Annotated in this window: 12 protein-coding genes; 8 read left to right on the forward strand and 4 right to left on the reverse strand. The window is 51.6% G+C overall.

The genetic code is table 11. The features are described from left to right. The first annotated feature begins 139 nt into the window (after nucleotides 1-139). Both metH and IE117_RS04035 read left to right on the forward strand, forming a co-directional pair. Entirely contained in the window at nucleotides 140-3949 is a 3810-nt protein-coding gene (gene metH, locus IE117_RS04030) for a methionine synthase (protein ID WP_189563045.1), read from the forward strand. A gap of 102 nt (nucleotides 3950-4051) precedes the next feature. Continuing rightward, complete coding sequence (locus tag IE117_RS04035) at nucleotides 4052-4510, forward strand: GreA/GreB family elongation factor (protein ID WP_229580284.1); 459 nt, start codon at nucleotides 4052-4054, stop codon at nucleotides 4508-4510. A gap of 13 nt (nucleotides 4511-4523) precedes the next feature. On the opposite strand, the gene IE117_RS04040 is transcribed toward IE117_RS04035, so the two are convergent. Beyond that, nucleotides 4524-6005: an alpha-amylase family glycosyl hydrolase gene (locus tag IE117_RS04040; RefSeq protein ID WP_189564222.1), complete on the reverse strand. Its 1482-nt coding sequence runs from the start codon at nucleotides 6003-6005 to the stop codon at nucleotides 4524-4526. Between the two features lie 66 nt (nucleotides 6006-6071). Then, nucleotides 6072-6653 carry a Maf family protein gene (locus IE117_RS04045; protein WP_189563046.1) on the reverse strand — a complete coding sequence of 194 codons (582 nt, stop codon included), beginning with the start codon at nucleotides 6651-6653 and terminating at the stop codon, nucleotides 6072-6074. A 144-nt stretch (nucleotides 6654-6797) separates the two neighbouring features. Here IE117_RS04045 and IE117_RS04050 point away from each other — a divergent pair, with 144 nt between their 5' ends. Both IE117_RS04050 and IE117_RS04055 read left to right on the forward strand, forming a co-directional pair. After that, nucleotides 6798-7253, forward strand: a complete 456-nt coding sequence (locus IE117_RS04050; RefSeq protein ID WP_189563047.1) for a MarR family winged helix-turn-helix transcriptional regulator — start codon at nucleotides 6798-6800, stop codon at nucleotides 7251-7253. A 136-nt stretch (nucleotides 7254-7389) separates the two neighbouring features. After that, nucleotides 7390-8004, forward strand: coding sequence for a YceI family protein (locus IE117_RS04055; protein ID WP_189563048.1), 615 nt, complete (start codon nucleotides 7390-7392; stop codon nucleotides 8002-8004). Between the two features lie 50 nt (nucleotides 8005-8054). On the opposite strand, the gene IE117_RS04060 is transcribed toward IE117_RS04055, so the two are convergent. After that, the gene (locus IE117_RS04060) at nucleotides 8055-8501 is read right to left on the reverse strand and encodes a type I restriction enzyme HsdR N-terminal domain-containing protein (protein ID WP_229580288.1); all 447 of its coding nucleotides are present in this window, start codon (nucleotides 8499-8501) and stop codon (nucleotides 8055-8057) included. Nucleotides 8502-8697: 196 nt separating this feature from the next. Here IE117_RS04060 and IE117_RS04065 point away from each other — a divergent pair, with 196 nt between their 5' ends. The 3 genes from IE117_RS04065 (at nucleotide 8698) to IE117_RS04075 (ending at nucleotide 11298) form a co-directional block, all read left to right on the forward strand. After that, nucleotides 8698-9468 (forward strand): AMP nucleosidase, encoded by a 771-nt coding sequence (locus IE117_RS04065; RefSeq protein WP_189563049.1) that lies wholly within the window; start codon nucleotides 8698-8700, stop codon nucleotides 9466-9468. Nucleotides 9469-9586: 118 nt separating this feature from the next. Beyond that, the gene (locus IE117_RS04070; RefSeq protein WP_189564224.1) at nucleotides 9587-11020 is read left to right on the forward strand and encodes a CCA tRNA nucleotidyltransferase; all 1434 of its coding nucleotides are present in this window, start codon (nucleotides 9587-9589) and stop codon (nucleotides 11018-11020) included. A 77-nt stretch (nucleotides 11021-11097) separates the two neighbouring features. Continuing rightward, a complete protein-coding gene (locus IE117_RS04075; protein ID WP_189563050.1) occupies nucleotides 11098-11298 on the forward strand; it encodes a hypothetical protein in 201 nt (66 codons plus the stop codon). Between the two features lie 58 nt (nucleotides 11299-11356). On the opposite strand, the gene IE117_RS04080 is transcribed toward IE117_RS04075, so the two are convergent. After that, complete coding sequence (locus IE117_RS04080) at nucleotides 11357-12637, reverse strand: DUF2851 family protein (protein WP_189563051.1); 1281 nt, start codon at nucleotides 12635-12637, stop codon at nucleotides 11357-11359. A gap of 51 nt (nucleotides 12638-12688) precedes the next feature. Here IE117_RS04080 and mtgA point away from each other — a divergent pair, with 51 nt between their 5' ends. Further along, on the forward strand, nucleotides 12689-13375 hold the full coding sequence (gene mtgA / locus IE117_RS04085) for a monofunctional biosynthetic peptidoglycan transglycosylase (RefSeq protein WP_189563052.1): 687 nt from the start codon (nucleotides 12689-12691) through the stop codon (nucleotides 13373-13375). The last annotated feature ends 1 nt before the right edge of the window (nucleotide 13376 follow it).

Below are 13376 nucleotides of genomic sequence, written 5' to 3' on the forward strand. Positions count from 1 at the left end.
CTGAGACAGAATAACCAATAATAACGAATATTTCCAACAAAATCCAAATGGTTGTAATTTTGTAGTAGTAGGATAAAACCTAGTTTCCGCAATTTTACAAAATAATTGTCCACTGTTTTGGGCCGAATTGAGACATATAATGACGAAGACTACCACCAAAACCGATATTCGCGAAATTCTTAAAAGCCGTATTCTCGTCCTTGATGGGGCAATGGGTACCATGATCCAGCGCTATAAGCTGGAAGATGAAGATTATCGGGGTGAAAGATTTAAGGATTGGCTCCATGATGTAAAAGGCAATAACGACCTGCTTTCACTCACGCGCCCCGACATCATAAAGGAAATTCATGCCGCTTACTTTGAGGCTGGGGCCGATATTGCCGAGACCAACACTTTCTCGGGTACCAGTATCGCGATGGCCGACTACGCGATGGAGGAGTTTGTTTACGAACTCAACTACGAATCAGCCCGCCTCGCCCGCGAAGTTGCCGATGAGTTTACCGCCCGCGAGCCTCACAAGCCTCGTTTTGTGGCCGGTTCGATGGGGCCGACCAACCGTACGGCTTCGCTCTCTCCTGACGTAAATAATCCTGGCTACCGTGCCATCACCTTCGATCAGTTGGTGGAGGCGTACTATGAGCAGGTGCGCGGCCTGGCCGAGGGCGGGGCCGATTTGCTCCTGGTCGAAACGGTTTTCGATACGCTCAATGCTAAGGCTGCTCTCTTCGCCATTGACAAGTTTTTTGTGGAGAATCCGCAGCATGAGCCGCTGCCCATCATGGTGTCAGGTACTATTACCGACGCCTCGGGCCGCACCCTTTCCGGACAGACAACCGAGGCATTTTTAACCTCAGTGTCGCATCTGCCACTATTATCGGTGGGCCTGAATTGCGCTCTGGGGGCCGATTTGATGCGTCCGTACGTGCAAATGCTGGCCAACGAGTCGCCGTTCAACACCTCGGCTCACCCCAATGCCGGACTACCCAACGAAATGGGCGAGTACGACGAGTCGCCGGAGCAAATGGGCGAAGTGATAGAGGGGTTCTTGAAAGATAATCTGGTCAATATCATTGGTGGCTGCTGCGGTACCACACCCGACCATATCCGGGTCATTGCCGACCTGGCCGCCAGGCACCGCCCACGCCCGCTCCCGACGTTTGAAAAGAACATGAAGCTTTCGGGCCTGGAGCCCGTGAAGATTACGCCCGACGCCAATTTTGTCAATATCGGCGAGCGTTGCAACGTGACGGGGTCCAAGAAATTCGCCCGGCTAATCCGGGAAGGCAACTACGACGAAGCCCTCAGTGTAGCTCGTGAGCAGGTGGAGAATGGTGCCCAGATCATCGATGTGAACCTGGACGAAGGGATGATTGACGGCGTGGAAGCTATGAAAACCTTCCTGAACCTGATCGCTGCCGAGCCGGACATTTCGCGGGTACCCATCATGGTCGATTCGTCCAAATGGGAAGTTATCGAGTCGGGCTTGAAGTGCGTGCAGGGCAAGGCGATCGTCAACTCTATTTCTTTAAAAGAAGGGGAGGAAAAGTTCATCGCCTCCGCCAAAACGGTGCTGCGCTACGGCGCGGCCACGGTGGTGATGGCTTTTGACGAAACCGGACAGGCCGACAACTACGAGCGCCGAATCGAAATTTGCCAGCGGGCTTACGACATTCTGGTAAACAAGGTGGGCTTTCCCGCCCAGGATATCATCTTCGACCCTAACATCCTGACCGTCGCTACGGGCATGGAAGAGCACAACAACTACGCCGTGGATTTCATTAACGCTACGCGCTGGATCAAGGAAAACCTACCCCATGCCAAGGTGTCGGGAGGTGTTTCCAATGTGTCGTTCAGCTTCCGGGGCAACGAAATAATCCGGGAGGCTATCCACACGGCATTCCTGTACCACGCGATAAAGGCCGGATTGGACATGGGCATCGTGAACGCCGGCCAGATCGGCATCTACGACGAAATTCCCAAGGAAACACTGGAACTGGTGGAGGACGTGCTTCTGAACCGCCGTCCTGATGCCACCGAGAGGCTCGTGACTTTTGCCGATACAGTATCCCAGAAAGGCCGTACCCAAACCGGTCCGGACCTGACCTGGCGTGAACTGCCGATCAAACAACGCATCAGCCATTCGCTGGTCAAGGGCATCGCTGACTACATCGACGAAGATACCGAGGAATGCCGCCAACTTTACGACCGCCCACTGGAAGTGATTGAAGGCCCGCTCATGGATGGTATGAGCATCGTGGGCGACCTTTTCGGCGAAGGAAAAATGTTTCTGCCGCAGGTAGTGAAATCCGCGCGGGTCATGAAAAAGGCGGTGGCGTACTTGCAGCCGTTCATCGAGGCTGACAAAAGCGCCGATGCCAAAGCGGTTGGTAAAATATTGATGGCTACTGTTAAGGGCGATGTGCACGACATTGGCAAAAATATCGTGGGCGTGGTACTTGGGTGCAATAGTTACGAAATCATTGATTTGGGCGTAATGGTGCCTACCGACAAAATCCTGGCCGCCGCGCTGGAACACAATGTGGACATCATCGGTCTTTCGGGGCTGATTACGCCTTCTCTCGACGAAATGGTGGGAGTCGCCAAGGAAATGGAACGGCGCGGCATGACCATGCCGCTGCTCATCGGCGGAGCTACCACTTCCCGGATACACACTGCTGTGAAGATCGACCCGCACTATTCTGGGCCCGTCATTCACGTGTTGGATGCCTCTCGCTCGGTACCTGTTGCAGGCAAATTGACCCAGAGTGATAAGAGTCAGGCCGAAGTACTGACTGAAATCAAGGCTGAATACGCTCAGCTCCGTATCGATCACGCCAAACGCCAGACCGACAAGCAGCACCTACCGATTGAGAAAGCCAGGACTAACGCAGTAAAAATCAATTGGGACGAATATATTCCGCCCCGTCCGCAGTTTCTTGGCACCCGTATCTTGGAAGATTACGATTTGGCCGAAATTGCCAAATACATTGACTGGACGCCCTTTTTCCAGACCTGGCAACTGCATGGCAAGTACCCGGCGATTTTTGAGGATAAAGTGGTGGGAAATGAAGCCCAGAAACTTTATGAAGACGCAGCAGTGCTGCTGGGCGAAATCATCCGCGACAAGTCGCTCCAAGCTCGCGCCGTAATTGGTTTCTGGCCGGCCAACCGCATTGAGGATGATATTTTACTGCACGATTTTGAAGAACTCAGCCAGGAGATCCCCTGTGAGCGCCATGGTTCGCACACGCACATCGAGTACAAAATCAGTCGCCGTAACGCGGAGGAAGCGTCAGTGCCAACCGACACCCTGAATGGGGGAGCAGTAGTTGCCGACACGCTCACTGTGCTACACAACCTCCGTCAGCAGAGCCAGAAAGCGGCCAATTTGCCAAACTATTGCCTCTCTGATTTCGTAGCTCCACTCGAAAGCGGCCATACCGACTACCTGGGGGGCTTTGCCGTCACGGCGGGCCTTGGCATCGAGGCTTTACTGGAAAAGTACGAACGTGAGCACGACGACTACAACAGCATCATGGTCAAGTCTCTGGCCGACCGGCTGGCCGAGGCTTTTGCCGAACTGATGCATGAGCGGGTCCGTAAGGAATTCTGGGGCTACGCCGCCGACGAAAAACTCGATAATGAGTTATTGATTAAAGAGAAATACCGGGGGATTCGTCCTGCTCCCGGCTACCCGGCCTGTCCTGACCACACTGAAAAACGCGCCCTGTTCGACCTGCTAGATGCCGAGCGCCTGGGCATTACGCTCACTGAGAACTATGCCATGTACCCGGCCAGCAGCGTAAGCGGATGGTACTTTGCCCATCCCGACAGCCGTTACTTCCCCATTGGCAAAATTCAGAAAGACCAGGTGCTGGACTACGCCCGGCGGAAGGGGATGTCGGTCGAAGACGTGGAGCGCTGGCTGTCGCCGGTTTTGGCGTATTAGATGAGAACACCATCGCGAAAGATCGAAACTTTCGCGATGGTGTCTTATGGGCAGGTAGTTTTTTTTATTACCTTGGGAAAACAAAACTGACGCCGCAATACTTTGGAACTGAAACAACAACTCCTGACCCACCTCAAAGAACTTCTTGGCGCCCGTATGGAGGCTTCCATGAAAGCAATGGAGTTTGCCCAGGAATCGGCCAACGCTGAGGGCAAAAGCTCGGCGGGCGACAAATACGAAACGACCCGCTCGATGAGCCAGCTCGACCGCAACATGCACGCCCGGCAATACGAACAGGCCCGGCAGGAAAACACCATTCTTGAACGCCTGGAAGCCACGCCTGAGCCCGGCAGCTACGAGCGCGTGGCGATGGGATCTTTGGTGAAAACCACGGCAGGGTACTTTTTTATTGCCGTAAGCGCCGGAGCCATCAAAATTGACGACCAGACCGTTATGGTTGTATCCTCGGCGTCGCCCGTAGGGAAGTCGATTTTAGGAAAGCAGGTGGGAGATACGGTTCAGTTCAGGGGCAAAAACTGGCGCATAGAGGAGATCGGGTAGTTTTTCTTCTTTTTCATTTTCCCAGAACAATACTTCCGTAGGCAGGCAGCATGAGTTGATTGCCTTTTATTCGGGTCGAGTCGGTTGTTTGGAACAGGACCTTCTTAAACGCTTGTTCTGTCTCGCCCAGAATGATTTTTTTCGTCCTTCCCCCAATATTATGAACAACCAGCACCGGCTCCGTGGGGTGCGTTCTAATGTAAGCGACAACTTTGTTAAATTTTGCCAAAGCAGAGACCAGATTGGGCCGCTGGATTTGGCTCAATGCCGGTTGTGCTTTCCGTAACGCAATCAGTTTTCTGTAATGGTTTAGCAAAGAGTCCTCATCGGTTAGCTGTGTTGCGGCGTCTCGCACCGAGGTTGGCCGGGAGTACAGTGGATCCATCCACCGAGTGCGCCCGGGGTCATCGGGCCGGTCGGTCCAGAGAAAGGGTTCGCGGATATGATGATCGGGCTTCACGCCCAGCATTCCTATTTCTTCTCCATAATAGAGATATGGCTGGCCCGGTAAGGTCAGCAGCATAGCTGCTGCCAGTTTCATCTTTTCAACATTGCCGCCCGCTACACTGCCAATACGGTTCTGGTCGTGGTTGGTGAGCATGGTCGCGTCAATGAAATCGATATTGTGCCTACCAAAGTCATCATAGTCGGCGAGCAATTTCTCAACCAGGCCTGCATCCTTCCCGGTCTGGATAATTCTTTGAATCGCGAAACTCAGATCGAAATGGAAATTGGCTTTCAAGCCTTTAAAGTAGGGAGCGACCTCCGAGGCCTTGGCCCAGACTTCACCTACTGTATACGCGTCGGGTTTAGCCGCTTTCACCACCTGACCAAACTCCTCCCAGAAGCCGATGTTCTTTTCCCTCAGCCAGGGCGGGTAAATGTGCCGGGCGGCGTCGAGCCGGAATCCGTCCACACCTACTCCGGTGAGCCAGTGACGGACGATTTTATAAATTTCCTCGCGTAGCGCTTCGCTCTCGTAGTTGAGGTCGGGCATTCCCTCCCAGAACATGGCGTAGTACTTTTCGGGGTCGCCGGGATTTTTATGCCAGGGAAATATCACGTGGGCGTCGGCAGTTTCCTCACGTTTGTTCACGCCTAATGCGTCGATCATGGCGGGCGTCATCCACCAGTAAAAATTGCGGTAGGGATTGTTAGCCCCCGATCGCGCCTGCTCGAACCATGGGTGCAGGATGCTGGTGTGGTTGACGACTAAATCCATATAGAGCTTCATGCCACGCCGATGGATACCATCGAGCAGGCGCCTGAAATCGTCCATGGTGCCGTACTCGGGATCGATGCCGTAGTAGTCCATCACATCATACTTGTGGTAGGTGGACGAAGGCTGAATCGGGGTGAGCCAGATTGCCTCTACACCCAAATCCTGCAAATAATCCAGGCGGGAGGCGATGCCGTTGAGGTCGCCGATGCCGTCGCCATTGGAATCACAAAATGAGCGGACGAAAATCTCGTAACAAACTAGTGGTGTCTTGATGGGCTTATTTGTTGAGTGGTTGGTTTTTGGAACTCTGTGCGCGGAGTATGGCTGCGCTTTGTGGCTTTAATCTAAAAAATACGGTTCAAGCATTTTATAAACCAGGTGGGTTGGCAAGCCCATGATGGTATAATAAGATCCTTCGATGCGCTCGATGCCCGTCAGCCCAATCCAGTCCTGTATCCCGTAGCTGCCTGCCTTGTCAAAAGGCGCCTGGTTTGATACGTAATAGTCCAGTTCGCTTCTGGTGAATTTGCGGAAAGTAACTGTCGCGATGTCAGTCAGGGTGGTGTACGTACCTCTATCCAGCAGACAAACCCCGGTGATCACACGGTGCGAATTGCCGGAGAGCAATTCCAGCATCCCGACCGCCTCTTCCGCATTGGCGGGTTTGTTCAGGATCAGATCGTTCAATACTACGATTGTATCGGCGCACAGGATCAGTTTATCCTGGATGTCAGTTTGAAATTCCTCCGCTTTTTTTCTGGCAAGATAGGCCGGAACTGCATCGGGTGGCATGGTATTGGGGAAAACCTCGTCGGTGGGTCGAACGTCTGTCGAGAAGTCAAAACCACACTGCGCCAGTAATTGACGACGGCGTGGGGAATTGGACGCCAACACAAGAGGTCGGGAAAGCCGTATTTTCATCTGATATACTTCATAATGTCAAGTGGGCAAAGTACGGTAAAAGCTGATACAGTGCCGATAACATGAAAATAAAATAGCTGAATTTGTAATATATGTTTGTACATCAATTGTAAAAACACTACCTTCGCCAAATTATCAAACAGGATGTCCATAGAAAAGGCCATAAAGCAAACGAAATTTAAGACGATCTACCACAAGTTGGTAATCAATCTGATCTATTCAGGCAATTGGATCGTTCATCAGCAATACGAATTGCTGCGCGAATACGATTTGACACCGCAGCAGTACAATGTTCTAAGGATTTTGCGCGGTTATCATCCCAAGCCCATGAAAGTGAATGCTATATCCGAGAGGATGCTGGACCAAACCTCCAACACGTCTCGGCTGGTAGATAAGCTTTTGGCTAAAAAATTATTGATTCGGGAGGTCTGCTCCACAGACCGCCGGGCCGTAGATGTGAAAATAACAAAAGACGGCCTCGATCTACTCAGCAAGATTGATCCAGTCATTGATGAGTGGGAAAAAAACCTGCACTCTATCAGTCCGGAAGAAGCGGGAGAATTGAACAACCTTCTGGACAAACTACGCTTGCCTTTATAGGGCCATATTATACACACAAATAAAATTGAACCAGGTACCAATCTTCACCTGCTATACACACACACTTTTTTTACAAATACCCATTTAACCTTGGGCGGCGGGAGTTAAACAAACCATAAATACATCAATAACAATCATGAAGTTATTCAAACAATTGGCCGGAACTGCAGCGGCAGTGCTACTGCTGACTAGCGCTACGCTGGTCGAGAAAATCAACAAAGCCACTACCTACAAGGTAGACACTTCCAAAAGTGAGCTCATTTGGCGGGGTAAAAAGGTAACGGGTGAGCACCACGGTACCATCGACCTGCAATCGGGTTCGTTTACACTCGACGGCATGAAATTGACCGGAGGTTCTTTCGTGGCTGATATGAGTTCCATTAAGGATCTCGACATCGCTGATAAGGACATGAATGGTAAATTGGTGGGCCATCTGAAATCGGAGGATTTCTTTGGCGTTGAGAAGCACCCGGTGGCCAAATTCGTCGTCACAAAAGCCACGCCCAAATCCGGCGGCATGCTGGACGTGACGGGAGACCTCACCATCAAGGGCATCACCAAGCCCGTGACCTTCCCCGTGACGGTGACGTCTACTGGCGGTCAGGCGATGGTGAAAGGTACCATTGTTGTAGATCGCTCCAAGTACGACATGAAGTTTCGTTCTAAGTCTTTCTTCGATGCCGCTACGCTTGGCGACAAAATGGTTTATGACGATTTTGAAATCGAGGTAGATTTGGTAGGCACGAAATAGCACTCAGACTATGAAACTAAAAAGCCCGCTCAATCATTTGAGCGGGCTTTTTAGTTTCTCTCAAACCTCGGGAAGTCATCAAGATAAACGATCTGCCCGTCTTTTATAATGAAACAATAGTGAGCCAAACCATTGGTGATTGCCAGGTATGCGGGCCGTAGGGTAAAATTATAGCGGCCGATCTGGGCAAAAGCAGCCTGGGTGATCTTCACATCTGGCGACTTGCACTCGACCAGCAGATGCGGCTGACCGTCGGTGTTTAACACCATAATGTCGGAACGCTTGGCCAGTTTGTTATAGAAAAGCCCGGTCTCGACCGCAAATAGTGATTTGGGGTAGTGGTAATGACCAATGAGCAAATGCACAAAATGTTGTCTGACCCATTCTTCCGGCGTCAGCATGATGTACTTACGCCGAATGAGATCGTAAATATGTGGTTTACCGTTAAGCTCCTTAACTTTGTGCGCGAAAGGAGGTAAGTTTAGCTTAGTAGACAAATGAACGTCGATAGGAAGTTGCTTCTGGCATAAGCAGATCGCAGCGGGTTGTAAGTGCTAATTCAGGATTTGGCTTCAAAATAAATAAAAGGGGCGATTTATCATCTGTCTTCGGCTGACAATAATTTCACGGCTCCCAGCAACCCACCCTCAAAAAGTCGCCGTTGAGCGGCCCGTACTGACTAGATAAATACTGATGAACACTAAAGAAGAAATAGTTAAGAACTGGCTACCGCGCTACACGGGCACGCCCGCCGAAGAATTCGGTGAGTATATTCTACTGACTAATTTCATCAATTACGTAACAATTTTTGCCGAGAAATTCGACGTAGAAGTGAAAGGCATCGGCCGGGCCATGCAAACGGCCACTTCCAATAACATTACGATAATAAACTTTGGGATGGGGAGCGCGATGGCGGCTACGGTAATGGATCTGTTATCTGCGATCGACCCCAAAGCGGTGCTGTTTCTGGGAAAATGTGGCGGTTTGAAGAAGACGCAGATAGGTGATTTTATTTTGCCCATCGCGGCTATTCGGGGCGAGGGGACCAGCAACGACTACATGCCGACCGAGATTCCCGCTCTGCCATCGTTCCGTTTACAGCGTACGGTGTCGTCCAGCATCGCGAAGCACGAAATGGATTACTGGACAGGGACCGTATACACTACCAATCGCCGGATTTGGGAGCACGACGAAGTATTTAAAGAATACCTGCGCGAAATTCGGGCCCTGGCCATCGACATGGAAACAGCCACGGTTTTTATCGTAGGCTTCGCCAACTCTATTCCACACGGTGCCCTCCTGCTGGTATCGGACAATCCGATGATTCCGGAAGGCGTCAAAACGGAGGAAAGCGATAAAAAAGTAACCTCACTGTATGTGCAAAAGCATATCGCTATTGGAATAGATGCCCTCACCGAACTGGCGGAGTCAGGCGAATCGGTCAAGCATCTCAGGTTCGAATAAGATGTGGTACGGCCGGGCTGGCGCACCAGCGGCTCGCCCGTTTTTGCAGTACATACCTAAGCGGGCGAGCCGCCGATTCGCTGGTCAGACCGCACCACATATTGCTTACCTTTGCGGCATGAATTTGCAGGATAAACTTTCCCCGTTCCCCATTTTTGAGAAGATCGCCGAAGCGGCCCGCTCCGAAGACGTACAAGCGTATGTCATCGGTGGCTTTGTGCGGGATATATTACTGAAAAGAACGAGCAAAGACATCGACATCGTTTGCGTAGGCAGCGGCATTGCCCTCGCCGAGCAACTGGCCAAATCACTCGGGCCGGATTCCCGCGTAGCGGTGTATAAAAACTTCGGTACCGCCCAGGTCAGAAGCGGCGATCTGGAAATAGAATTTGTCGGAGCCCGAAAAGAGTCTTATCGTTCTGAATCGCGGAAACCTGTCGTAGAGGACGGCACCTTGGAAGATGACCAGAATCGTCGTGATTTTACGATTAATGCACTTGGCATCAGCCTGAATGAGGCAGACTTTGGCGAACTGATCGATCCTTTTGAAGGCGTGCGCGACTTGCGGATGCGGATGCTGCGTACTCCGCTGGAACCGGCGATTACTTTTTCGGATGATCCGCTCCGCATGATGCGGGCTATTCGTTTTGCCTCACAGCTCAACTTCGACATCGAGCCGGATACCTACGATGCCATCACCGGGATGAAGGATCGCATCGAGATCGTATCGATGGAGCGTATCACGGATGAACTGAATAAAATCATTTTGTCAAAAGTACCCTCTTACGGATTTAAGTTATTGTACCAAAGTGGTTTGCTGGAAAAAATATTTCCTGAAATGATTGCCCTGCACGGTGTGGAAATCATCGATGGACGCGGACACAAGGATAACTTCTACCATACCTTGCAGGTACTTGACAACGTCTGCGAATTCACCGACGACCTCTGGCTGCGCTGGGCAGCGCTGCTCCACGACATAGCCAAACCCGCCACCAAGCGCTTCGACAAAAAAGCGGGCTGGACGTTCCACAACCACGAGGAAGCCGGAGCCCGGATGGTGCCGCAAATCTTCCGTCGCATGAAACTACCGCTGAACGAAAAAATGCGATTTGTGCAAAAGCTCGTGCGGCTGCACCTGCGGCCCATCGTGCTGTCGCGGGAGGAAATCACTGACGCCGCCTTGCGTCGTCTGCTGGTCGACGCAGGAGATGATCTGGAAGACCTCATGAAATTGTGTCGTGCCGATATTACCTCCAAGAATCCGCTGAAAGTCAAAAAGTACCTTGCTAACTTCGACCTGGTGGAAGAGCGGCTGGAAGAATTGGAGGAAAGGGATAAATTGCGAAACTTTCAGCCTGTTATTACTGGAGAAATCATTATGCAGACCTTTGACCTGAAACCTTCCCGCGAAGTTGGAATGATCAAAGAAGCTATCCGGGAAGCTATTCTCGAAGGGATTATCCCCAATGAGTACGAGCCTGCTTTTGCTTTTATGGTGGAAGAGGGGAGGAAGCTAGGTTTGGAAAATATCCAGAAGAAGGCGGACGCGTAAAACTTCCCGATGTTAAAATTTTTGTTGTCTTTGAACACATTCACTAATTCCCAATTCACTTATTCACCACCTGATAGATGGACGACGTCAAATTCAAACGCTTTTTTGCTTCACTGCTGACCATCATCGGCATCTTCGTAGTGCTCTTTGCCTGTGCCGCCTTCATGTCCGACCGCCCCGTGTTGGGATTCTCTATTACCAAATGGGAATCCATCGTTCCGTTTGCAGTAGGAATAATATTTCTTCTTTCCGGCGTAAATTTGATAAATCGGAGCTAGTAAGTTGGGCCGCTCCGGCGTACTCGTCCAGTTGTAGTTTTATTTAGGAAAAAAAAAGCTAAGCAGGGCGCACCAGACTAGCCCCCACCGAGCATTCCAAACACCGCTTTCTGGCGCAGTACGTAGTATGCCATTCTATCAAAGCCTGCGAGTCGAAAGCGGTGTTTACCCGCATTCCCAGCGCTTCCCAAGCGCGGGTAATGTGATTTTTCTCGGCAGAAATCTGCTCCAGCCACCGCACCGCACGATCGAGAAGACCGGCATGGTCGCGTTGCCGGGCGTAGGCTGCCAATAAGGGGACGGCGGCGTTGATGATGAGCAAATCGGCGGCATCTTTTCCCAGATCGGGGACCGTCGAGGCAGATCTTTTTCCAAACTGATAATGCCTCTTCCAATAATCGCTCTGGCTTACGCGCAGCATTTTTCGCAAATCGTCAGCGTTTTCGATGGAAGTAAGCGAAGCGAAAAGCCCCGCCTCGCGTTGTAGCAGCGTAGCCCATTGCGCTAGCCGCACCGTAGGGAACCCCGCCGGCCGCAGTCGCAGGAATTTCCATTCGGTGAGCTCCATCCGTTGGGAAAGCAAGCCATACTTCGTGGCCAGGAATTGATACTCCTTATGTAAATCCTGCACATAAACCTCCTCAGAATTTTCGGGTAGTAAGCCCGAACAGCCAAAGAGTAAAGCTTCGATTTGCCGGCCTGATCCGCGGTGTTTTTGCAAAACTTTCAAAGGTATGATCCGGGCAAGGCGTAGAAAAGCCGGGGCATTAAGTCGGAAGCCAAAGTACTGGGCCAGCCATTGGTAGGCCGTTTCCTCCCAGTCCCGGTTATTTTCCTCCCAAAGGTCAATTACGCGGGCAGCTTTTCCGTCGAGGCGTTCCAGAAGTACCCGATCCAGCATGGATATTTTCTGCAGGCGCGGTGCGTCGCGAAATTGCGGCGCGCAGGGTATTTCGGCCTTACTCTCCATCAAGCGTTGGTAGCGCTCACGTACGGCAGGTTTCACCCGACCACTCAGCACGAGTGTGGGTACCAGGGTGCCGTCCCGCCGCCGCACGGGGCGATCGTCGTCCCACACCACGTGCAGCACAACACTCTCATAGGCCAGGTCGCCGGGATGGCGGTGGACTTCCCAGTCCGACGATTTCACGTGCAGTTCCACTGCGCCAACCCATTCCATGCCGTCGAGTAGCACACGCGACTCGGCAAAGTCCGGCCCGGCGTCGGTATTGAGCTGGCCGATACGCAGAATTTGCAGGGCTTCGCCTGTTTCAGTACGCAAATCAGCCGAATCGAAATACTGATAGCGCCACACAAAACTCAGAAAGTCTTCGTTCATCTTGGGGAATCTTTACGTACTTTGTTGGCTAATGTAAACCAAAATCCGCTCATGCTGCGCGTCATCATTGCCTTTTTCTTCAAAGCTATTCTCTACTTTTTTCTAATTTCGGTGGTTTGGGTCATTGTCTTGAAGTTTGTCCCGGTACTGTTCACACCATACATGATTGGGAAAAAAATTGAAGCCGCCCGAGAAGACAAAAGCACCGAAATTTATAAAGATTGGGAGTCCTACGATAACATTTCAAAAGAAGCGGCGCTGGCCGTAGTCGCTTCCGAAGATCAGACATTCCCTACGCACTGGGGCTTTGATTTTGACGAAATTCAGGACGCCATGACCGAAAAGCGCAAGCGCGCGCGCGGTGCCAGCACCATCTCGCAGCAAACCGCGAAGAACGTTTTCCTTTGGCACGGCCGCAGCTATATCCGCAAAGCACTGGAAGTGTACTTTACTTTATTGATCGAATTGATCTGGGGGAAAGAAAGAATACTGGAAGTATACCTCAATGTGGCCGAAATGGGGCCAATGACCTTTGGGGTAGAAGCTGCGTCGCAGCGCTTTTACAAAAAATCAGCGAAGGACCTCACCCGCGCCGAAGCCGCCCGCATTGCGGCGGTGCTGCCCAACCCTATCCGCTTTTCCATCAAGAATCCCTCGTCCTACGTGCTGGGACGCACGAGCAAAATCTCCCGGCAAATGCGGGCCCTGGGAGGGCAAAAGTACCTGGCAGGCCTGTGAT

The sequence above is a fragment of the Persicitalea jodogahamensis genome (assembly GCF_014651615.1).
Classification (GTDB): Bacteria; Bacteroidota; Bacteroidia; order Cytophagales; family Spirosomataceae; genus Persicitalea; species Persicitalea jodogahamensis.